Consider the following 20,403-nt stretch of genomic DNA (forward strand, 5'->3'; position numbering starts at 1 on the left):
GATGACACATGAGTACCAACATAGACACACTTGCAGTTAATACGATTCGCACCCTGTCAATCGATGCGGTGAACGCAGCCAATTCAGGCCACCCCGGGCTTCCAATGGGAGCGGCTCCGATGACCTATGCGCTATGGGCGAATCACTTACAGCATAATCCGGCAAATTCAAGCTGGTTTAACCGAGATCGTTTTATCTTATCAGCCGGTCATGGCTCAAGCTTGCTGTATAGCATGCTTCATCTAAGCGGATACAATGTATCAATAGAAGATTTAAAAAGCTTTCGCAAGCTAAACAGTAAAACACCGGGACATCCTGAATTTGGCCATACGGACGGCGTGGAAGCCACAACAGGTCCTTTAGGTCAAGGAATTGCAAATGCAGTCGGAATGGCAATGGCAGAAGCTCATTTAGCGGCAAAATTTAACCAGTCAAAATTCCCAGTCATTGATCACTATACGTATACGTTAGTAGGCGATGGTGACTTGATGGAAGGCATTTCTTATGAAGCGATGTCCATGGCTGGCCATATGAAGCTTGGCAAACTTATCGCTTTATATGACTCCAACGATATTTCGTTAGACGGGGAATTAAATCTTTCGTTTAGTGAAAATATCCAAAAAAGAGCGGAATCTGCAAACTGGCAGTATTTGCGTGTAGAAGATGGAAATAACGTAGATGAAGTCACAAAAGCCATCGAAAAAGCGAAGCAGAACACCGAGCAGCCAACGCTTATTGAAGTGAGAACAATTATTGGCTACGGAAGTCCAAAAGTAGCGGGAACAAATAAAGCACACGGTAATCCGCTTGGAGAAGAAGAAGCAAAAGCAACAAAACAAGCCTACGGCTGGAAAGCTGAAGAAAACTTCTATGTTCCAGAAGAAGTAAAAGCCCATTTTGAAAAGCTAGAAGAAAAAGGGATGAAAGCAGAAGCAGAGTGGAACGAGCTGTTTGCTTCTTACCAAAAAGAATACCCTATGCTCGCTGATGAATTAGAGCGTGCTATCACAGGCGAAGCGTTAATTGAAGTGAATGATATTTTAACATTCTCATCAGAAAAAGCGATTTCGACTCGTGTTGCAAGCGGAGAAGCTATTAATTATTTCACTAAATCTTTGCCATCTATTTTTGGAGGCAGCGCTGATTTATCGCATTCCACGATGACGGACATTAAAGAAGAAGGCCCTTACGCACCAGGATATTTCGGAAATCGAAATATTTATTTCGGCGTACGTGAACATGCAATGGGAGCGGCCGGAAATGGAATGGCCCTTCACGGCGGTGTGAAGCCGTTTGTCAGCACATTCTTTGTTTTTAATGATTACTTGCGTCCAGCGATTCGTTTGGCTGCACTGCAAAAGCTGCCGGTCACGTATGTGTTTACTCATGATTCCATAGCAGTAGGAGAAGATGGACCGACTCATGAGCCCGTTGAACATTTAGCTTCTCTTCGTGCAATTCCAGGGCTTACCGTAATCCGTCCGTCTGATGCAAACGAAACAGCTAGCGCTTGGGCTTATGCGCTTCAGCAAGCGGAAGGTCCTGTAGCCTTAGTGCTTAGCCGTCAAAACTTGCCTGTGTTTGAAGAAACAAAACAAAATATCAACGACCTAGCTAAAGGAGCTTACGTATTAACCGAAACAAACGATAAGCCGGAGCTGATTTTTATCGCTACAGGTTCTGAAGTAGCACTAGCGGTCAGTGCTAAAACTCAGCTAGAGCGTGAAGGTATATCTGTACGTGTTGTAGCAATGCCTAGCTGGGAGCTGTTTAACAAGCAGTCAAAAGAGTATCAAGAGCGCATCTTGCCTGAATCTGTTTCAAAACGAATCTCTCTAGAAATGGGAATTTCACTTGGTTGGGAACGCTTTGTAGGACCAAAAGGAAAAGTGTTAGCTATTGACACATTCGGTGCTTCAGGAACCGGAGCTGATGTGATGAAGCTGTTTGGATTTACAGAAGAAAACGTAGTGGCACAAGCAAAAGAATTGCTAAAGGCTTAAATAAGAAGATAAATAGAAGGAGCTGTTCACATGAAAGTAGGATTAGTTGGTTTAGGGAAAATGGGGATTAACTTAGGACAAAACTTATTGGATCAACGTCATGACGTTGTAGCATTTGACGTAAATTCAAACGCAGTGGAACAAATGAAAGAGTACGGTGCTTCAGGAGTATCAAGCTTGCAGGAGCTTGTTCAGTCACTAGAAACACCAAGAGTTCTATGGCTGATGGTTCCTCATACGGTTGTTGATTCTGTTATTGGTGAAGTGAAGCCTCTTTTAGCTGAAGGAGATATCGTAATTGAAGCCGGAAACTCTCATTACAAAGAGTCTATTCGACGCTATAACGAGTTAAAAGAAAACAAAATCCGCTTTATGGACGTTGGAACATCTGGCGGAATGGAAGGCGCTCGTAACGGAGCTTGTTATATGATTGGCGGAGATCGTGAAGCGTGGGAAATTGTTGAACCTATCTTCCGCGATACAGCAGTAGAAAACGGATATCTATACGCTGGTGAAGCAGGCAGTGGCCACTTTTTAAAAATGGTTCATAACGGCATTGAATACGGCATGATGGCTGCAATCGGAGAAGGATTTGAAGTTCTTGAAAAAAGCCAATTTAACTATGATTACGAAAAAGTAGCGAGAGTATGGAACAATGGATCTGTTATTCGTTCATGGCTAATGGAATTAACAGAAAATGCATTCTCTAAAGATGCTAAGCTAGATGACATCAAAGGAGTTATGAACTCTTCTGGTGAAGGGAAATGGACGGTAGAAACCGCTCTAGACCTTCAAACAGCTACGCCGGTTATTGCAATGTCTTTACTGATGCGCTATCGCTCGCTTGAAGATGATACCTTTACAGGAAAGGTAGTTTCCGCACTTCGAAATGAGTTTGGCGGTCATGCTGTGGAAAAGAAATAACAAGTGAAATAGTGGGTATAGTAAAAAAAACTAATGGAGGAATGAAAAAATGAAATTTTTTATTGATACTGCAAACCTTGACGATATTAAAAAAGCATACAAAGTGGGCGTTTTATCTGGCGTCACAACAAACCCTTCTCTTGTTGCAAAAGAAGGCGTAAAGTTTGAAGATCGTATTGAAGAAATTTTAAAAACTGTTCCAGAAGTAGAATCCGTTTCAGCAGAAGTGACGCCGGATGCCGAAACAGCAGAAGACATGATTGCGCAAGCAGAAGAACTAATTAAAATTAATGGCGGGGATCAAAATATTACGATTAAGCTTCCAATGACAATCGCTGGATTAGAAGCGACTCGCTACCTTGCTAAAAAAGGTGTAAAAACAAACGTAACGCTTATTTTCACTGTGAACCAAGCGCTTTTAGCAGCTCGTGCAGGTGCAACATATGTATCTCCATTCCTTGGTCGCCTTGATGATATTTCAGAAGACGGCGTACAGCTTGTGGCTAAAATTGCCGAGTTGTTCCGCATTCAAAATATTGACTCTCAAATCATTGCGGCTTCTGTAAGACATCCGGATCACGTTACACGCGTAGCCCTTGCCGGAGCTCATATTGCAACGATTCCATATTCAGTAATCGAGCAGCTTGTTAAACATCCTTTAACCGAACAAGGAATCGAAAAATTTGCGGCTGATTGGAAAAATGCTGTTCAAAATTAAGTAAAAGATAAAGAACGTGCGCATTCTAGAAAAAGAATGCACCCGTTCTCTCATAATATCCTTAAAGAGGTAAACACCATGAATACAGTAGATGCTAAGATGATTAAAACCCAATACGGTTCAGAGGTTTATGTAGATGATGTAGAACATATTAACTTTAAAAGCCTTCATGCGCCGAAAGTTAACCAGCCGCTCTATCGCATTGAATTTGAAATTGGCTACTTTTTATTAAAAGAACACAGATATTACGAGTACGAAAAAAACTATTTTTGGCTTGCAGTAAGCGAAGATTTTAGTAAGCTAATTATTCAAGAACCTGATATGGAAAGCTTATTTGGAGCTAAAAGCGAAGAAGAAAGAAAGGCGACAAAAGAGCTTTTAAGTCAGTGGCTCATTCATACAGAGGCTTATAAAAAGCAATTAAATCAGCATATTAATGACTGCAAGAAAAGTAATAAGACAAATGAGAGCATAACGGTTGTTTTAGAAAAGCTGCTGAATATTTCAGCAGCAGACATTGAACAAGCCCCGATTGAGAAATTAGCTGCCTCACGATCAGTTTAACTTAAAAAAGTAGGTAGGCATTCATAGCTGTACTTGAAAAAGATGCTTCGTTTAAAACGCGAAGCATCTTTTTTTCAGTTTCAACTATTTAACTCTTTAAAATTCCTCTGTTAAAACGACTCTATTACTTATTTCGCTAAAGCCCGCGTTACTTGAATAACTTATACCAGTATAAAGTGGTTCCAATAGTAGGGTTATATGACTGCTTTAGTGTGTCAACTCCACCTAGTATGAATCCTTGTTTTACATAAAATCTGCATGCGCCAAGATTATCATCTTGTGCTTCCAAGGACATTCCTATAAGTTTTCTTTGTTTTGCCCACTCTTCTGCTTTATTTAAGAGAAACTTTCCAAATCCCCTGCCTCTATAGTCTTTTTTAGTAGCAATGTTTTCAATATAACAGAAGCGATTCCAATCCTTAATGATTCTAATCTGTCCTATGCAAGTATTATTCATATAAGCTAAAAACAAAGCTTTATCCTCTCGGTTTATATATTGGCTCCAATCAAGTTTGTCATCTGGAAAACGTGTTTCTCTAGCTTCATCAAAAAGAACTTCTTTATAAGACCACCTTCCTGATTGTAAACTGGGGACAACTCTGCCATATAGCTTAAAATAATCATTTGTCATATTGATATCCTCTATTAAGTCATTATTTAATGGAGAAATAATGAGTTTACTTTCACTGCCCAATAGTACACACTTCCTTTTATGATGTTTTGAAAATATTTTATTTAAGGATAAGTAAACCCTATCTTATTCAATATGACTGCCCGTTAGCTGAATAGGCCTTTCTTTATACAATACTATAAAAAGGAAATTTTCCCTTGCTATAATTAAAAGCAGCAATCCTTACAAAAAGCACCTTAGGAAAATAAAGGATAGTAATAAAAACGACATAATTGTCGTTTTTACATTGACGAATCAATTCCAGGAGGTTACATTATATTAAAACGACAACATTGTCGTTTTAATATAAGGAGGCTGAAATGATGCTTATTACGATGTTAACAACAGGAACGCGGGGAGACACCCAGCCTTTTATGGCTTTAGGATTAGAGCTAAAAAAGAAAGGATACCGTGTACGAATTGCGGCTTCAGAAGCTTATCAAAACTTCATAAAATCGTATGGATTCGAATATGCCATGCTTCGAGGAGATGTTTCTAAAATTATAGAGAGCGGAGCAGCAGACGACGCGATTAATGCAGACAATCCTCTCAAATTTTTTTCAAGCTTAAAAAATGAAAAGATGATGGGTATGATGATGAATATACAAGAAGATTTGCACAAAGCATGCAAAGGAGCCGATGCAATTGTATATCATCCAGGTGCGGCAATTGGTTACTTTGCTGCTAAAGAGATGAATATACCAAGCATTCTAGCCAGCCCTTTTCCAATGACACCAACAAAAGACTATCCAGCTTTAATTTTTTATGATCGACCACGATTTGGAAAAATATATAATAAGCTGACGCATCGTATTTTTGAATGGGGATTTTGGAAAGTAGTAAATGGTCCTTTAAAAAAATATTGGGTTCAGCAGCATGGAACAGGACCTAACGATTTTTCATGTCCATATCCAAAGCAGCGTACAGCAGCTAACCCAACCATTATTTCGTCAAGTCCCACTGTATTTTCCGTATCTAAAGATTGGCCTGAACACGTTCATTCCTACGGAAATTGGTTTATGGACAGTGACCATAGCTATCAGCCGGAAGAGAAGCTGGAAAGGTTTTTAAAGGCTGGAGAACCGCCAGTTTATATTGGATTTGGAAGTGTTGGTGATAAAAAAAATGCAGGCGAAACGACTGCTTTAGTGATTAAAGCCTTAAAACTTGCCGGGAAACGAGGTATCATCAATACAGGAGGAAGCGGAATGAATCACACGGAAGAGATAGCAGAAGACATTTTATTTGTAAAAGATATTCCTCATGAGTGGCTGTTTCCTAAAATGTCTGCCGTTGTTCATCATGGAGGAGCAGGAACAACAGCCGAAGGCCTCCGAGCTGGTGTTCCAAGTATTATTGTTCCTTATGGAAATGACCAATTCGCTTGGGGAAGAAAAATTCACGAGCTAGGAGCTGGAGCAAAAGCCATTCCGAGAAAAGAATTGACGGCTGAAAAATTATCCGCAGCCATTTCCTGTACGCAAGTTAATGAAATTCGATCCAGAGCACAAGAAATCGGAAAACAAATCCGAGCTGAAAAAGGAGCTGAAAAAGCAGCTCAGGTGATTATTGATGCACTCGAGACATTCGAAAATAAATAAAAAAGTAAGCGAGCGTGAAAAAATGCCAAAAGTAAGGGAAGGATACGCTGAAAAAAAGAAGCAAGAGATTTTAGAAGCAGCCAAAAGAGTATGCAAGAGCAAACCGGTGCATGATGTAGCCATGCGAGATATCGTTTTGGAAGCTGGAATGAGTCAGGGAGGCGTGTACAAATATTTTTCAAACCTTGATGAAGTATTTGTTGGACTTCTTAATCAAGAAAGCGTCAGCTATAAAGTAAAAGATAAAATTGAAGCCCTACTTCAGACAAAAAAAGATTCCTTTGAAATGCTGCATGATTTTATTATGTATATTGGAGAGCATATCCAAGAATCGATGACAGCAGGAGGAGAAATTTACTTTGAACTAGTAGCGTTGTATTCAAAAGACCCTCAGCGTTTTATGAAAATTGAAGATCAGCTAGTTGAAGTCTCTAACCTTAAATATATTCAAAAAAAGCTTCACGACTTTATTACGCAGCAAATAGAAGTAAAGAATTTCTCTCCGGCTGTACCAACAGATGATCTGCTAGCTTTTATGGCTACAGCGATCAACGGAATTACACAAAATCCAGCGCCGGTTTACAACGTCGATGAAAAGAAACAAGTTGCTGAGGCGGCAAACGTAGAACGGCATGTCAATACGCTTTCAATAGCCGTTCGAAAGCTATTAGGAGAATAAGTACAGCTGTAATATTAAAATGTATCTTATACTATTGCTAGCAGCGTTAAGTATATTTTTTTAAAAGGTTTTTTCACTTCTCCGTCTCCTTTGAATAGTTTTGCAAAAATTAAGCATAATACGACTGCAAACTATATTTAAGGAGATGGAAAAAATGAAAAAAGGGCTTATCATTGCTTCTTCAGTTCTTTTTCTTTCCGGCTTAGCTGCATGTGGAGGAAATAAAGACAATAACGCAATGGACAATACTCAAAATGACTTACGCAACACTTCTACAAACGATGGAGTTAATAACAATATCCCAATGGATAACACTGATCAGCCGACAAAGTCAGTTGAAGCAGCACAAAATGTAGAAGATATGAAGGAAGTTGACGATGCATATGTGCTTCGCGATAATAATAACGCGTATGTAACGGTAGACCTAGCTGGAAATGACGCAGCGGACAACAATGATAACGGCAAGGTGAACACCGTAACGTATAACGGCGATACTTATCATGAAGTTTCAACTGATTTTGAGCAAAAAATTGCAGACCGCGTAAGAGAAGCAGATAGTAAAATCGACAAAGTATACGTGGCGTTTGTAAACACGGGCTTAGATAATATGAACAACAACAATAACGTACCTGGCGTAGATAAAAATGACAAGATGTATCGAGATGATGAAAAAGACAACAACCGTGATCCAGAAGATATTGTAGAAGATCCAAAAGATATGATGGATCGTGACAACAAAGATCAATAACATCAAAAAGGCCTCTGAATCATCAGAGGCCTTTGGTTCATTAACTAAGTTCAAGTAAAGAAATAAAAATCGGAAGAACACAGCAAGAAACGGCTGAAATAAAATCAAGCTCGTTCTGTTTTTTTGCAGAAAGCGTGAACTCCATCAAAATAATTGTCAGGATACTCATGAAAAGCGTTGCATAAAAAAGAAAATCGCGCTGACTTTCCACTAAAAACAACACCGCATTTAAAATCAAAATAACGGCATAAAGAAACTTAAGCAGTAAGTGAAGCTGCATGCTAAATTTATTCTCTTGTTTGTAGCGCAAGATATAAACAAAAAAGAAAATAAATAAAGTTAATTGCCATGAGGCAGGGAGTAGCTGCTGCCATAGATTGTCCAAGAAACTCATTCCTCCTATAAAACGATGATGCATATATGTAACACACACGTTTTTATTTTAAAAGTGAAGAGTATCTTTAGGCAAGAGCAATTTTTCATTTTTTATAGACTTTTAATATAAAAAAAGAAAGGTCATCACGACCATTCTTTTTACTTCACTTCAATTAAAACCTTCGTACCGTCAGGAAACTCGTCTACTTGATGGGAGATCCAAGACCCGGCGCCTCGGTTGTCTGAAGGCTTTACATATTCAATATCAGCACCGCTTCCGCCTTCTTCACAAAAGGCCATCGGAAACTCATCTCGGTCATAGCCGCTTTTAGTCGGAATGCCTTTTAAAGACTCACGGCGGTTTTCCTCAGCCCCGTCTCGGTCAATTGTACAAACAGCCGATTTTCCTTTATCGATTGCATGTTGAATGTGCGCTGCAGTTTCAGGGTAACGATCAGCAGGGAAGGTAATTACTTCATCGTAGGAGGTATTCGTTGAAGAGTTCTGCTCTAACGGATTTCCTTCAATCATAACAATAACGGCTAATACTAAAATTAAAATACCAGAAACAATTTTTTTCAATCTGTAAAACTCCTTTATAAAACGTTTATCACTTTTATTTTAAAGTAATAAGAAAAAAATGTAAAAACATATAATGGAACTAGTCAAAATTCATAAGAAAAATATAAGCTCACGTACAGTCGCTGAACGTGAGCTTATGTCTAATGATGAGAGTGATGATGCGTTTCGTTTTCAGCTGGCTGCAGTGAACGTAATTCTTCTTTCGATAATTCGCCTACTGCGACTTGCTGAGTAGGAAGGATGTGTTCACCGCGCGCGTTAATATCCGTTTTAATATAGTAAATACCATCTTCCTTAAAGGTTGCTTTGGCTTTATACATACTGCCGTCATAATGCGCTTTTACTATTTCAACTTTACCGGGAGCATCTTTTTTCCACACTTTAAACTGAACGCTTTTGGCATCATCCACCGTTTTATTTTCTTGCTTTAAGTGCACTTCTAGTACCTGTGTGCTCCGTGGTTTTATAGTTTCAGGAAGCATCACATGCGCAGACAGAGGCTTTGGCTGCTTGTAGAGCTTGTCTGCGTTACTGTTTACAGAGCACGCGGAAAGTAAAATCGTACTAAGTATGACCAATCCGGGTATTTTCCATTTGTTCATTGTTACTGCACCTCACATCGTTTCATGCATCATGCGTTTAAAAACCGCTTCAATGCTGGAATTCGTTTGATGACAAAGAAATCTAAAAGCCACACGATAACTAAGGACAGTCCGACTAAAGGAAAGACGAGACCAAACACCACGATTATACACGTCACAATGCGCATTACATTTCCTTCAGGAACTTTAGGAGCGCCTATGTTTTTAGCTGGTTTTCGTTTCCACCACAGTAAGGCTCCGCTGATAGCAATACCAGCAATTCCGATACAAACAATGAGGCCCATAAGCTGATTTATAAACCCAAACTGTGTACCTTTATGAAGCGTAATACCAAGTGCAATCAATTTTCCCATAAATCCATAGTTGTCGTACCGATAATCGGCTAACACAGCGCCGGTGTATTGATCAAGGTGAATGGTTGCTTCATCCTGAGCTCTTGGTGAAAAAACAGAGAGCGTATACACGCCTTGAGGTTCTTGCGGAATAGAAATGGTATAGCCGTCGTGCATATGCTGTTCTTTTGCAATATCTACAATGTCATCAAGCGATACTTTTGTATATTGCGAAGCTGTGGAGTTTGGAACTTCTAACGTTTCAGCTCCCCAAGGCACGTCCGCTACATCTTTTGTTTGCACGGTTGAAGTAGGTGCACTGCCTACCCAAATAGACGGAGGGTACCCAACGCCTGCGTTTGTGGCGATTTGCTGAAACGCATTGCCCCACAGTCCTGACCACGGAAGGCCCGTTAGTACGAGAAAAAGCATACCAGCTGAAATCCAAAAGGCCGGTACCGCATGAAGGTCTCGTGCAAGCACGTTTTTACCTTTTGAAAAACGAGGAATCAGCACGCCTTTTATTTTGTCTTTTTTGCGCGGCCACCATAAAAAAGCACCGGTTACAATTAAGACAATCGCCCAGCAGGCCGCAAGTTCTACGATACGATCACCCGCTGTTCCTGCCATTAGCTCTCCGTGAAATTCTTCAATTTGATTCATTAAGCGACTCGAATCATCCAGTTTTCCTACAATGTGACCATTGTGAGGATTAACAAAAATCGTATATGTATGGTTTTTTAATGAGATTCCTACTTCTGAAGAACGAGTGGAGCGCTCACTGGGCTTATACGTCAACACGTCAGCGCCTGGATACTTTTCCTTTACAGCCTGCACTTGTGCTGAAGGGGATGTAGACTGTGATTGAGCTTGAACATGATACAAGTCGTGGTACAGTCTTTCTTCAATTTGAGGCTTGAACAAATACACGCCTCCAGTAACAGCTAATATAAGAAGAAACGGAGTAAACACTAAGCCCGCATAAAAGTGCCAGCGCCATATGGCTTTGTATAGGCCTTGAGAACGCGCCGTGCTTTTTTTAGTTGTACTTGTTGTTTCTTCGCGCTTTTCCTGCATCATTTTTTCCTCCTTTTTACTAACGAACGTGCTTTCATTATAGAAGGAAAGGGAGAATTAGCCATCACTCCTGAGAGTGATTGTTGGGACTTATAAGAGGAAGCTGCTAATAAAAAAACAGCTCGTGAAAGCTGTTAGTTCATTAAGCCGTTTTGAAACGCATAGCTTGTCAGCTGCACGCGGTTTTCTAAATGAAGCTTGCTTAAAATATTTTTCAAATGGCTTTTTACCGTGTGTTCAGAAATAAATAACTGCGCAGAGATATCGCGGTTCGACAGTCCTTTAGCCACTAATTGAAGTACTTCAAGCTCTCGTGCAGAAAGGGGAGTGTCGGTTTTTTTTATCGATGTTTCTTGCGGAAACTCTTTTAAAATTTGAAACGCAATTTCTTTTGACATAGGAACTTCATCTAAAGCGAACGCACGCAAATAGTTGTACCACACTTCAGACTGCAGGTTTTTTAACAAATAGCCCTGTGCGCCTTTTTTCAGCGCATCAAATAAATCCGTAATATCGTCTGAAACCGTGATGACCACAATTTTAACGTATGGAAACCGAAGCTTAATTTGTTTAGTTGCTTCTAACCCGTCCATAACAGGCATTCCAATATCCATTAGTACGATATCAGGCATTAATTTTTCGGTCAGTTCAATGGCTTCTTGCCCGTTGGTTCCTTCGCCAACAATAATAAAATCTTCATATTCTTCTAAAATATCGCGAATGCCTTCTCTCGCATGAGCATGATCATCTACAATCAAAATACGAAACGGCTGCATTTACATAACCCCCTTTTTAATGCTAACAATGGTTTGGTTCTGTTTTCGCTCAATGGAAAAGTCCCAGTTCATGTCCTTCGCACGATCTTTCATAATTTGCAAACCAAGACCGGACTTGAGAGAGTCGGACGTAAAACCTGTACCGAAATCTGTAATTTCACAAATCCATCCCCCGGCCGTTTCAGTGGCTGTAATCCAGATTTTATTCGTTTTTGCATGTTTGATTACATTCATAGCCGCTTCCTTTACACAAGCAAACAGCTCGTTTTTTTCTTTCCTCGACAGCGTTGTTTCTGACAGTCTCCAATCTAGGTTTACATCTAGTAAATGAGTATGTGTTAAATCATCGACGTATTGATGAATGCTTTCAGTCCAGCTTTCGGAAGAGTCAGACGGAGAGTGCTTTAAATTCGTAATCGCTTGACGCGTATCGTCATGGACATGCTGAAGAGTTTGTTTCATCCGGATAAAGTCAGGATCCTGTTCTAATTTATTTTTTCTTCCGAACTTGTTCATTTTAACAGATAGGAGAAACAGCGACTGTGCAATGCCGTCATGCAGTTCACGAGCTAATTTTTCACGTTCAATAAGTGCTGCTTTCTTTTCTTTTTCTTGTCTTAGTTCCTCTTGCATTTTTTCTAAAATAGAAAATAAATAGCGGACAAATACAAGCGTTACAAAAAAGACAAGGAGCGGAGAAAGCACATTTCCCATATCCATTGAGATGTAAGGGAGCAAAAAGGCATGACGAACGTACTCCCAAAGCGCGATGGTCAGAGTTGGAAGAAGCAAAATCAGCCATTTAATTTGTCTATATTTCACGGTATCCCTTCTTTCGTCCATAAAATGTGTCTATATTTTATCATCTGAGCGAAAAATTACTAGAGGAAAGAAGAGAAATCACTCTTAAGAGTGATTGGTACTACCCCTAGCTGAACGGATAAAAGTAATGGAAAAAAGTCTCATCTGCAATATCATACAAGAAAAATTTTTGAGTGAATGGTATGCTTAAAAAGCTTAGTATGTGACAAGGAGGGGTCATTGATGACAAAAGAAATTCGCACGGCGCACGTTGACGCCGATTTACATATTGAAGCTTATCGTTTTAAAGGGATTATGCAAAAGTTTCCTGCTCATTTTCACGAGTATTATGTGATTGGATTTATTGAAGAAGGTCAGCGTCATTTAATTTGCCAAGGCAAAGAATACATCATTAATCCAGGAGATTTGCTGCTGTTTAATCCGTATGATGTCCATAGCTGTGAACAAATAGACGGCAAAACGCTTGATTATCGCTGTATTAACGTGACGCCAGAAGTGATGAAAAAAGCTGTTTTTGACATTAACGGCAGTGAAAGTCTTCCGCGTTTTAACAGCAGCGTGGTGCAAAGAAGTGATGCTGTCTCTAGTTTAAAAGAGCTTCATTTACAAATTTCAAATGGTGAACGGGAGTTTAAGAAAGAAGAGTTATTTTTATATTTGCTGGAAGAACTCATGCAGGATCATTCAAATCTTTCTTTTCTTTCGTCAGACGTTGACACGTCCCATGAAATCACAACAATCTGCAGCTATTTGGAAGACAACTATACAAACAAGATCACGCTGGATGAGTTAAGTCAGCTAATTGGATGGAGCAAATACCGGCTGCTGCGCTCTTTTACAAAGCAAAAAGGAATCTCTCCATACAGCTACTTGGAAACAATTCGAATCAATCAGGCTAAAAAGCTGCTAGAGCAAGGAAAAAAACCGATTGACGTATCTTTTTTAACTGGCTTCAGTGATCAAAGTCATTTGACTAAATTTTTTAAAAGTCAGGTTGGGCTAACGCCAAAACAATACATGAAAATATTTGAAAGTGAAAAGAAAACAGGATGCTAGTAATAGCTTAGAAGGGAGAGAAGAGCTGTGGATCATTTAGCTGCTTACATGCTGATGGCGCTGGTTATGTCGATGATACCTGGTGCTGATACAATTCTTATCATGAAAAATACGCTTCATCACGGAGCAAAAGCAGGACGTTTTACTATACTTGGCATGGCTACAGGCCTCACGTTTTGGACGTTAATTGCTGTGCTTGGCTTGTCTGTTGCTATTGCGCAGTCGGTGTATCTGTTTAACACGATTAAATACATAGGGGCAGCGTACTTATTTTACTTAGGCATCAGAATATTTCTGACCAAAAATACGCTCTCATTAGAGGCCATTTCAGAAGAAACAAAAACTGTAAAGTCTTCATCTAGTCGCTGCTATAGAGAATCATATATGCAAGGGGCTCTTAGTAATTTTCTTAATCCTAAAACGGTATTAGTTTATATTACGTTTATGCCACAGTTTATTAACTTGGATGCACACACAAATCAACAGCTGCTGATACTCGGTTTTATTCTGACGCTTATAGCGGTAGGGTGGTTTTTAATCTTGGTGTATGTAATAGATTACGTGAAAAAATGGTTTAAAAAACCGGTGTTTCAAAAAGCCTTTCAACGATGCAGTGGCGTGCTGCTGATTGGTTTTGGAATAAGAACAATAGTGTAATCGTAGTTAGTAAGCAAAAAAGCCTTATTGAAAAATAAGGCTTTTTTTACGTTTAAAAACACGTAAACGAAACAATTTGTCGTGTATCCACACCGAAAATGGTCCAAAAACGTCCGTTCCATCTAAATCCTGCAACCGATCGGGGGCCTACAAAAATAGGAAAATACCAGAAGCTAGAGCCGTTTCTAAGCCATATGAACGTGTTGCGGAATAGACATAGAGAAATGGCTCCTGGGTCAACGGCAAATGGAGTTGCCGTTTGTTGAGCCGGAATAAATGCCGGCGGAGGGGAAGTTGGGGCTTGCTCCGGGCTAGGTGTAGGTAAACCGCCTGGTGGTCTAGGTGGACCGGGTGGGAGTTGAGGTCCAGGAAATCTTGTCGGGTACAAATAAAAATCCATGTAGTTAATGTCCATTTTTTAATCACCTCTATTTTTTATCACTATTTTATAAAGTATGAGAAAGCTGCCTAAAGGGATTGGGCAATTACAGCGTTTTTTACATAGGTCTTTTTTATGAAGAAAAGTTTGGTTCCTAAGTCGGAAATAAATTCCTTCATGAACTCGATAAAAGCTGAATAGGATAAAACAGAGTGTGTTTTTAGAGGAGGACTTTTCATGGATAACAATCCAAAAAAGATGTTTACACCGGTTAAGACCTATCAACCTTTCCACAGTATCTATGATCCTTGCCGGCCGATAGGAGTTAAATATTATTCTACGCCGCCTCAATTATACATGGGATTTCAGCCGCCGAATCTGCAGCAGTTTTCACCGAAAGAAGCGCTAAAAAAAGGAACGCTGTGGCCGGCTTTTTGGGACTACTATGAAAATCCATACAAAGATAAGAAGAGGGATGAAGAATGAAAAATCTACCTCCGGAGTACTATCAGGATTTAGAAGAAATACAGGCGATTGATTTTGCACTAGTAGAATTAACGCTGTATTTAGATACCCATCCAAATGACCAGCAGGCTATGCAGCAGTTTAACGAATACGCGCAGCAGGCTATGCAGTTAAAAAGAACCTTTGAAACAAAGTACGGGCCGCTTCAGCAATATGGAAACAGCTATACCGACGGAAAGTGGAGCTGGGGAACAAGCCCTTGGCCATGGCAAATATAAGCAGATAAAGGCGGGAGCTATATGTGGGTGTATGAAAAGAAATTGCAGTATCCAGTGAAAGTAAGCACGTGTAATCCAACGCTTGCCAAATATTTAATGGAACAATACGGGGGAGCGGACGGAGAGCTTGCAGCAGCACTTCGTTATTTGAATCAGCGCTATACAATTCCCGATAAAGTTGTTGGACTGCTAAACGATATTGGAACAGAAGAGTTTGCTCATCTTGAAATGATTGCTACGATGATTTATAAGCTAACAAAAGATGCAACGCCGGAGCAGCTGAAGGCAGCGGGATTAGCAGAACACTACGTGAACCATGATAGTGCACTTTATTACAATAATGCTGCTGGGGTTCCGTTTACAGCTACTTATATACAGGCAAAAGGAGATCCGATTGCAGATCTTTATGAAGACATAGCTGCAGAAGAAAAAGCAAGAGCTACATATCAATGGTTAATTGATATATCAGATGATCCTGATTTAAACGATAGCTTACGATTTTTACGAGAAAGAGAGATTGTTCACTCACAGCGGTTCCGCGAGGCCGTGGAGATTTTAAAAGATGACAGAGACAGAAAGAAAATCTTTTAACGAGCAAAAGGAACATCCCTCTTAGTACAGGAGGGATGTTTTTTATTATGGCAGCGTCGATTATACGCTAGAACTGCAGTGACAAGAAACAACCTTTAATTTCCCTTCAACATCTTTCCAAACTCGCGTATAGCTGTATTCGCCTCCGATCGATTCACCGGTTGCCAGTGCCCCATTCAACGCTATTTTTGTAATCGTAACGGCAAGTTCTTGAAACAGTTTAACTTCTTGTTCCAACACTTCCATGCCCGCTATATCAAGACTTTTTGAACGATGAACATTTATATCTTCTTCTTTTGACAACCATTGCCCAAGGTGATTCACAAAAATAAGCTCATCTGAAAGTAATTCTTCTAATAGCTCTATGTTATTAGAAAGCATGGCTGAGCGAAGCATTTCTTCGTATTCTATAACTCTTGCTTGATTCATTTTTAATCCTCCTTTACGCCTTGTGTAACTCTTTTCTATTTCCACGTTGCTTTTCCTTTAAACTTCTGTCCTTAATAAGTTTTACTAAATTATGTTAATAGAGGGGATAAGTGGACTAATTTTCTGTAAGCACTAAAGATTCTGAAAGACTCGGTTAATTACCTTTAAATGGTAGAAAGTTAGAGTGAAAGAACCTTTTCTTTCCACTTTTCTAGTTATCTTTTTACTATTAAGATGCAGTTTTTTATACTTGTAATTGTATCGGAATGAACGTTCATTCCGCTTTTAGAAAGAGGTGATAAAGTGGAATCTACTCCAACAAAACAAAAAGCGATTTTTTCTGCTTCGCTTCTGCTGTTTGCAGAAAGAGGGTTTGATGCAACCACGATGCCAATGATTGCAGAAAATGCCAAAGTAGGAGCAGGAACAATTTATCGCTACTTTAAAAATAAAGAAAGCCTTGTAAATGAATTATTTCAACAGCACGTAAACGAGTTTTTACAGTGCATTGAAAGCGGTCTGGCAAACGAAAGAGATGGATACCGAGATGGGTTTCATCATATCTTTGAAGGTATGGTGACATTTACTAAAAATCATCCTCGTGCTCTTGGATTTATTAAAACTCATAGCCAAGGAGCTTTTTTAACGGAAGAGAGCCGCTTCGCATATCAAAAGCTGGTGGAATTTGTTTGCACGTTCTTCAGAGAAGGACAAAAGCAAGGTGTGATTAGAAATCTTCCTGAAAATGCGCTAATTGCTATTTTATTTGGAAGTTTCATGGAAGTATATGAAATGATTGAAAATGACTACTTATCTTTAACTAATGAACTTCTTACTGGTGTAGAAGAGAGTCTTTGGGCAGCACTTAGCAGACAATCATGAAACTTAACAAGTGAAAGAGGGATAACATGACAATTAAAGAAATGCCTCAGCCAAAAACGTTTGGAGAGCTTAAAAATTTACCGTTATTAAACACAGATAAACCGGTTCAAGCTTTGATGAAAATTGCGGATGAATTAGGAGAAATCTTTAAATTCGAGGCGCCTGGCCGTGTAACGCGTTACTTATCAAGTCAGCGTCTAATTAAAGAAGCATGCGATGAATCACGTTTTGATAAAAACTTAAGTCAAGCGCTTAAATTTGTACGTGATTTTGCAGGAGACGGGTTATTTACAAGCTGGACGCACGAAAAAAATTGGAAAAAAGCGCATAATATCTTACTTCCAAGCTTCAGTCAGCAGGCAATGAAAGGCTATCATGCGATGATGGTCGATATCGCCGTGCAGCTTATTCAAAAGTGGGAGCGTCTAAATGCAGATGAGCATATTGAAGTACCGGAAGATATGACGCGTTTAACGCTTGATACAATCGGTCTTTGCGGCTTTAACTACCGCTTTAACAGCTTTTACCGAGATCAGCCGCATCCGTTTATTACGAGTATGGTCCGTGCACTGGATGAATCGATGAACAAGCTGCAGCGAGCAAATCCAGATGACCCAGCTTATGATGAAAACAAGCGCCAGTTTCAAGAAGATATCAAGGTAATGAACAACCTAGTAGATAAAATTATTGCAGATCGCAAAGCAAGCGGTGAACAAAGCGATGATTTGTTAACACATATGCTAAACGGAAAAGATCCAGAAACAGGTGAGCCGCTTGATGACGAGAACATTCGCTATCAAATTATTACATTCTTAATTGCGGGACACGAAACAACAAGCGGTCTTTTATCATTTGCGCTGTATTTCTTAGTGAAAAATCCACATGTATTACAAAAAGCAGCAGAAGAAGCAGCACGAGTTCTAGTAGATCCTGTTCCAAGCTACAAACAAGTCAAACAGCTTAAATATGTGGGCATGGTCTTAAACGAAGCGCTGCGCTTATGGCCAACGGCTCCTGCGTTTTCCCTATATGCAAAAGAAGATACGGTGCTTGGAGGAGAATATCCTTTAGAAAAAGGCGACGAACTAATGGTTCTGATTCCTCAGCTTCACCGTGATAAAACAATTTGGGGAGACGATGTGGAAGAGTTCCGTCCAGAGCGTTTTGAAAATCCAAGTGCGATTCCGCAGCATGCGTTTAAACCGTTTGGAAACGGTCAGCGTGCGTGTATCGGTCAGCAGTTCGCTCTTCATGAAGCAACGCTTGTACTTGGTATGATGCTAAAACACTTTGACTTTGAAGATCATACAAACTACGAGCTGGATATTAAAGAAACTTTAACGTTAAAACCTGAAGGCTTTGTGGTAAAAGCAAAATCGAAAAAAATTCCGCTTGGCGGTATTCCTTCACCTAGCACTGAACAGTCTGCTAAAAAAGTACGCAAAAAGGCAGAAAACGCTCATAATACGCCGCTGCTTGTGCTATACGGTTCAAATATGGGAACAGCTGAAGGAACGGCGCGTGATTTAGCAGATATTGCAATGAGCAAAGGATTCGCACCACGGGTCGCTACCCTTGATTCGCACGCCGGAAATCTTCCCCGCGAAGGAGCTGTATTAATTGTAACGGCGTCTTATAACGGACACCCGCCTGATAACGCAAAGCAATTTGTCGACTGGTTAGACCAAGCGTCTGCTGATGAAGTAAAAGGCGTTCGCTACTCCGTATTTGGATGCGGTGATAAAAACTGGGCGACAACGTATCAAAAAGTGCCTGCTTTTATCGATGAAACGCTTGCCGCTAAAGGGGCAGAAAACATCGCTGACCGCGGTGAAGCAGATGCAAGCGACGACTTTGAAGGCACATATGAAGAATGGCGTGAACATATGTGGAGTGATGTAGCAGCCTACTTTAACCTCGACATTGAAAACAGTGAAGATAATAAATCTACACTTTCACTTCAATTCGTCGACAGCGCCGCGGATATGCCGCTTGCGAAAATGCACGGTGCGTTTTCAGCGAACGTCGTAGCAAGCAAAGAACTTCAACAGCCAGGCAGTGCACGAAGCACGCGTCATCTTGAAATTGAACTTCCAAAAGAAGCTTCTTATCAAGAAGGAGATCATTTAGGCGTTATTCCTCGCAACTATGAAGGAATAGTAAACCGTGTAACAGCAAGGTTCGGTCTAGATGCATCACAGCAAATCCGTCTGGAAGCAGAAGAAGAAAAATTAGCTCATTTGCCACTCGCTAAAACAGTATCAGTAGAAGAGCTTCTGCAATACGTGGAGCTTCAAGATCCTGTTACGCGCACGCAGCTTCGCGCAATGGCTGCTATAACGGTCTGCCCGCCGCATAAAGTAGAGCTTGAAGCCTTGCTTGAAAAGCAAGCCTACAAAGAACAAGTGCTGGCAAAACGTTTAACAATGCTTGAACTGCTTGAAAAATACTCGGCGTGTGAAATGGAGTTCAGCGAATTTATCGCCCTTCTGCCAAGCATACGCCCGCGCTATTACTCAATTTCTTCATCACCTCGTGTCGATGAAAAACAAGCAAGCATCACGGTCAGCGTTGTCTCAGGAGAAGCGTGGAGCGGATATGGAGAATATAAAGGAATTGCGTCGAACTATCTTGCCGAGCTGCAAGAAGGAGATACGATTACGTGCTTTATTTCCACACCGCAGTCAGGATTTACGCTGCCAAAAGACCCTGAAACGCCGCTTATCATGGTCGGACCGGGAACAGGCGTCGCGCCGTTTAGAGGTTTCGTGCAGGCTCGCAAACAGCTAAAAGAACAAGGACAGTCGCTTGGAGAAGCGCATTTATACTTCGGCTGCCGTTCACCTCATGAAGACTATCTGTATCAAGAAGAGCTTGAAAACGCCCAAAATGAAGGCATCATTACGCTTCATACCGCTTTTTCTCGCGTGCCAAATCAGCCGAAAACATACGTTCAGCACGTGATGGAACAAGACGGCAAGAAATTGATTGAACTTCTTGATCAAGGAGCGCACTTCTATATTTGCGGAGACGGAGGCCAAATGGCACCTGACGTTGAAGCAACGCTTATGAAAAGCTATGCTGACGTTCACCAAGTGAGTGAAGCAGACGCTCGCTTATGGCTGCAGCAGCTAGAAGAAAAAGGCCGATACGCAAAAGACGTGTGGGCTGGGTAAATTAAAAAGAGGCTAGG

The 20,403-nt window shown here is 40.4% G+C and carries 23 protein-coding genes; 14 read left to right on the plus strand and 9 right to left on the minus strand.

All coding sequences use genetic code 11. From position 1 onward, the window contains the following. Positions 1-8 precede the first annotated feature (8 nt). The 4 genes from tkt to ACFX4G_RS09535 all read left to right on the plus strand — a co-directional run bounded on the left by tkt (position 9) and on the right by ACFX4G_RS09535 (position 4,209). A complete protein-coding gene (gene tkt, locus ACFX4G_RS09520; RefSeq protein WP_377574292.1) occupies positions 9-2,003 on the plus strand; it encodes a transketolase in 1,995 nt (664 codons plus the stop codon). Positions 2,004-2,033: 30 nt separating this feature from the next. After that, the gene (gene gnd / locus ACFX4G_RS09525) at positions 2,034-2,927 is read left to right on the plus strand and encodes a phosphogluconate dehydrogenase (NAD(+)-dependent, decarboxylating) (RefSeq protein ID WP_377574295.1); all 894 of its coding nucleotides are present in this window, start codon (positions 2,034-2,036) and stop codon (positions 2,925-2,927) included. A 49-nt stretch (positions 2,928-2,976) separates the two neighbouring features. Next, a complete protein-coding gene (gene fsa, locus ACFX4G_RS09530) occupies positions 2,977-3,645 on the plus strand; it encodes a fructose-6-phosphate aldolase (RefSeq protein ID WP_014459236.1) in 669 nt (222 codons plus the stop codon). A 78-nt stretch (positions 3,646-3,723) separates the two neighbouring features. Further along, complete coding sequence (locus ACFX4G_RS09535) at positions 3,724-4,209, plus strand: hypothetical protein (RefSeq protein WP_230183376.1); 486 nt, start codon at positions 3,724-3,726, stop codon at positions 4,207-4,209. A gap of 148 nt (positions 4,210-4,357) precedes the next feature. Here ACFX4G_RS09535 and ACFX4G_RS09540 read toward each other — a convergent pair whose 3' ends face one another. Next, positions 4,358-4,903: a GNAT family N-acetyltransferase gene (locus ACFX4G_RS09540; RefSeq protein ID WP_377574299.1), complete on the minus strand. Its 546-nt coding sequence runs from the start codon at positions 4,901-4,903 to the stop codon at positions 4,358-4,360. 299 nt (positions 4,904-5,202) lie between these two features. Here ACFX4G_RS09540 and ACFX4G_RS09545 point away from each other — a divergent pair, with 299 nt between their 5' ends. From ACFX4G_RS09545 to ACFX4G_RS09555, 3 genes are all read left to right on the plus strand, one after another. After that, positions 5,203-6,480 carry a glycosyltransferase gene (locus ACFX4G_RS09545; protein WP_097823067.1) on the plus strand — a complete coding sequence of 426 codons (1,278 nt, stop codon included), beginning with the start codon at positions 5,203-5,205 and terminating at the stop codon, positions 6,478-6,480. Beyond that, positions 6,452-7,159, plus strand: a complete 708-nt coding sequence (locus tag ACFX4G_RS09550) for a TetR/AcrR family transcriptional regulator (protein ID WP_241771379.1) — start codon at positions 6,452-6,454, stop codon at positions 7,157-7,159. The genes ACFX4G_RS09545 and ACFX4G_RS09550 overlap by 29 nt, the downstream gene beginning before the upstream one ends. A gap of 154 nt (positions 7,160-7,313) precedes the next feature. Beyond that, positions 7,314-7,907, plus strand: a complete 594-nt coding sequence (locus ACFX4G_RS09555) for a hypothetical protein (protein WP_377574303.1) — start codon at positions 7,314-7,316, stop codon at positions 7,905-7,907. Positions 7,908-7,947: 40 nt separating this feature from the next. On the opposite strand, the gene ACFX4G_RS09560 is transcribed toward ACFX4G_RS09555, so the two are convergent. The 6 genes from ACFX4G_RS09560 to ACFX4G_RS09585 form a co-directional block, all read right to left on the minus strand. Further along, positions 7,948-8,292: a DUF1516 family protein gene (locus ACFX4G_RS09560; RefSeq protein ID WP_025751033.1), complete on the minus strand. Its 345-nt coding sequence runs from the start codon at positions 8,290-8,292 to the stop codon at positions 7,948-7,950. A 149-nt stretch (positions 8,293-8,441) separates the two neighbouring features. Continuing rightward, complete coding sequence (locus ACFX4G_RS09565) at positions 8,442-8,864, minus strand: NucA/NucB deoxyribonuclease domain-containing protein (RefSeq protein WP_013057949.1); 423 nt, start codon at positions 8,862-8,864, stop codon at positions 8,442-8,444. A gap of 140 nt (positions 8,865-9,004) precedes the next feature. Next, complete coding sequence (locus tag ACFX4G_RS09570; RefSeq protein ID WP_377574306.1) at positions 9,005-9,466, minus strand: FixH family protein; 462 nt, start codon at positions 9,464-9,466, stop codon at positions 9,005-9,007. A gap of 29 nt (positions 9,467-9,495) precedes the next feature. Then, positions 9,496-10,878 (minus strand): PepSY-associated TM helix domain-containing protein, encoded by a 1,383-nt coding sequence (locus tag ACFX4G_RS09575; RefSeq protein WP_377574309.1) that lies wholly within the window; start codon positions 10,876-10,878, stop codon positions 9,496-9,498. 131 nt (positions 10,879-11,009) lie between these two features. Next, entirely contained in the window at positions 11,010-11,651 is a 642-nt protein-coding gene (locus ACFX4G_RS09580) for a response regulator (protein WP_071272883.1), read from the minus strand. Next, a complete protein-coding gene (locus tag ACFX4G_RS09585; RefSeq protein WP_074895082.1) occupies positions 11,652-12,473 on the minus strand; it encodes a sensor histidine kinase in 822 nt (273 codons plus the stop codon). It lies immediately after the preceding gene. Positions 12,474-12,695: 222 nt separating this feature from the next. Between ACFX4G_RS09585 and ACFX4G_RS09590 the strand changes: the two genes are divergently transcribed. Both ACFX4G_RS09590 and ACFX4G_RS09595 read left to right on the plus strand, forming a co-directional pair. Further along, on the plus strand, positions 12,696-13,529 hold the full coding sequence (locus ACFX4G_RS09590; protein ID WP_097822796.1) for an AraC family ligand binding domain-containing protein: 834 nt from the start codon (positions 12,696-12,698) through the stop codon (positions 13,527-13,529). 27 nt (positions 13,530-13,556) lie between these two features. Then, complete coding sequence (locus ACFX4G_RS09595; RefSeq protein ID WP_043981382.1) at positions 13,557-14,186, plus strand: LysE family translocator; 630 nt, start codon at positions 13,557-13,559, stop codon at positions 14,184-14,186. Positions 14,187-14,238: 52 nt separating this feature from the next. Here ACFX4G_RS09595 and ACFX4G_RS09600 read toward each other — a convergent pair whose 3' ends face one another. Further along, positions 14,239-14,601 (minus strand): transporter, encoded by a 363-nt coding sequence (locus tag ACFX4G_RS09600; protein WP_377574314.1) that lies wholly within the window; start codon positions 14,599-14,601, stop codon positions 14,239-14,241. Positions 14,602-14,802: 201 nt separating this feature from the next. Between ACFX4G_RS09600 and ACFX4G_RS09605 the strand changes: the two genes are divergently transcribed. The 3 genes from ACFX4G_RS09605 to cotJC are packed head-to-tail and all read left to right on the plus strand — an operon-like array spanning position 14,803 to position 15,899. Next, positions 14,803-15,051, plus strand: a complete 249-nt coding sequence (locus tag ACFX4G_RS09605) for a spore coat associated protein CotJA (RefSeq protein WP_013057939.1) — start codon at positions 14,803-14,805, stop codon at positions 15,049-15,051. Then, positions 15,048-15,308 carry a spore coat protein CotJB gene (locus ACFX4G_RS09610; protein WP_028409289.1) on the plus strand — a complete coding sequence of 87 codons (261 nt, stop codon included), beginning with the start codon at positions 15,048-15,050 and terminating at the stop codon, positions 15,306-15,308. Before ACFX4G_RS09605 ends, ACFX4G_RS09610 begins: the two co-directional genes overlap by 4 nt. Positions 15,309-15,329: 21 nt before the next feature. Beyond that, positions 15,330-15,899, plus strand: a complete 570-nt coding sequence (cotJC, locus tag ACFX4G_RS09615; RefSeq protein ID WP_013083974.1) for a spore coat protein CotJC — start codon at positions 15,330-15,332, stop codon at positions 15,897-15,899. Between the two features lie 60 nt (positions 15,900-15,959). On the opposite strand, the gene ACFX4G_RS09620 is transcribed toward cotJC, so the two are convergent. Further along, the gene (locus tag ACFX4G_RS09620; RefSeq protein WP_043981384.1) at positions 15,960-16,328 is read right to left on the minus strand and encodes a nuclear transport factor 2 family protein; all 369 of its coding nucleotides are present in this window, start codon (positions 16,326-16,328) and stop codon (positions 15,960-15,962) included. A 303-nt stretch (positions 16,329-16,631) separates the two neighbouring features. Here ACFX4G_RS09620 and ACFX4G_RS09625 point away from each other — a divergent pair, with 303 nt between their 5' ends. Then, a complete protein-coding gene (locus tag ACFX4G_RS09625; RefSeq protein WP_097822792.1) occupies positions 16,632-17,210 on the plus strand; it encodes a TetR/AcrR family transcriptional regulator in 579 nt (192 codons plus the stop codon). A gap of 26 nt (positions 17,211-17,236) precedes the next feature. Further along, a complete protein-coding gene (locus ACFX4G_RS09630) occupies positions 17,237-20,386 on the plus strand; it encodes a bifunctional cytochrome P450/NADPH--P450 reductase (RefSeq protein ID WP_377574318.1) in 3,150 nt (1,049 codons plus the stop codon). The last annotated feature ends 17 nt before the right edge of the window (positions 20,387-20,403 follow it).

Origin of the sequence: Priestia sp. YIM B13486 (assembly GCF_042787865.1) — a bacterium.
Taxonomy (GTDB): Bacteria; Bacillota; Bacilli; order Bacillales; family Bacillaceae_H; genus Priestia; species Priestia megaterium.

Coding starts and splice junctions, on each gene's coding strand:
- tkt (WP_377574292.1), top strand. CDS start 9: ATGAGTACCAACATAGACACACTTGCAGTTAATACGATTCGCACCCTG.
- gnd (WP_377574295.1), top strand. CDS start 2,034: ATGAAAGTAGGATTAGTTGGTTTAGGGAAAATGGGGATTAACTTAGGA.
- fsa (WP_014459236.1), top strand. CDS start 2,977: ATGAAATTTTTTATTGATACTGCAAACCTTGACGATATTAAAAAAGCA.
- ACFX4G_RS09535 (WP_230183376.1), top strand. CDS start 3,724: ATGAATACAGTAGATGCTAAGATGATTAAAACCCAATACGGTTCAGAG.
- ACFX4G_RS09545 (WP_097823067.1), top strand. CDS start 5,203: ATGCTTATTACGATGTTAACAACAGGAACGCGGGGAGACACCCAGCCT.
- ACFX4G_RS09550 (WP_241771379.1), top strand. CDS start 6,452: ATGCACTCGAGACATTCGAAAATAAATAAAAAAGTAAGCGAGCGTGAA.
- ACFX4G_RS09555 (WP_377574303.1), top strand. CDS start 7,314: ATGAAAAAAGGGCTTATCATTGCTTCTTCAGTTCTTTTTCTTTCCGGC.
- ACFX4G_RS09570 (WP_377574306.1), bottom strand. CDS start 9,466: ATGAACAAATGGAAAATACCCGGATTGGTCATACTTAGTACGATTTTA.
- ACFX4G_RS09575 (WP_377574309.1), bottom strand. CDS start 10,878: ATGATGCAGGAAAAGCGCGAAGAAACAACAAGTACAACTAAAAAAAGC.
- ACFX4G_RS09580 (WP_071272883.1), bottom strand. CDS start 11,651: ATGCAGCCGTTTCGTATTTTGATTGTAGATGATCATGCTCATGCGAGA.
- ACFX4G_RS09590 (WP_097822796.1), top strand. CDS start 12,696: ATGACAAAAGAAATTCGCACGGCGCACGTTGACGCCGATTTACATATT.
- ACFX4G_RS09600 (WP_377574314.1), bottom strand. CDS start 14,601: ATGGACATTAACTACATGGATTTTTATTTGTACCCGACAAGATTTCCT.
- ACFX4G_RS09605 (WP_013057939.1), top strand. CDS start 14,803: ATGGATAACAATCCAAAAAAGATGTTTACACCGGTTAAGACCTATCAA.
- ACFX4G_RS09610 (WP_028409289.1), top strand. CDS start 15,048: ATGAAAAATCTACCTCCGGAGTACTATCAGGATTTAGAAGAAATACAG.
- cotJC (WP_013083974.1), top strand. CDS start 15,330: ATGTGGGTGTATGAAAAGAAATTGCAGTATCCAGTGAAAGTAAGCACG.
- ACFX4G_RS09620 (WP_043981384.1), bottom strand. CDS start 16,328: ATGAATCAAGCAAGAGTTATAGAATACGAAGAAATGCTTCGCTCAGCC.
- ACFX4G_RS09630 (WP_377574318.1), top strand. CDS start 17,237: ATGACAATTAAAGAAATGCCTCAGCCAAAAACGTTTGGAGAGCTTAAA.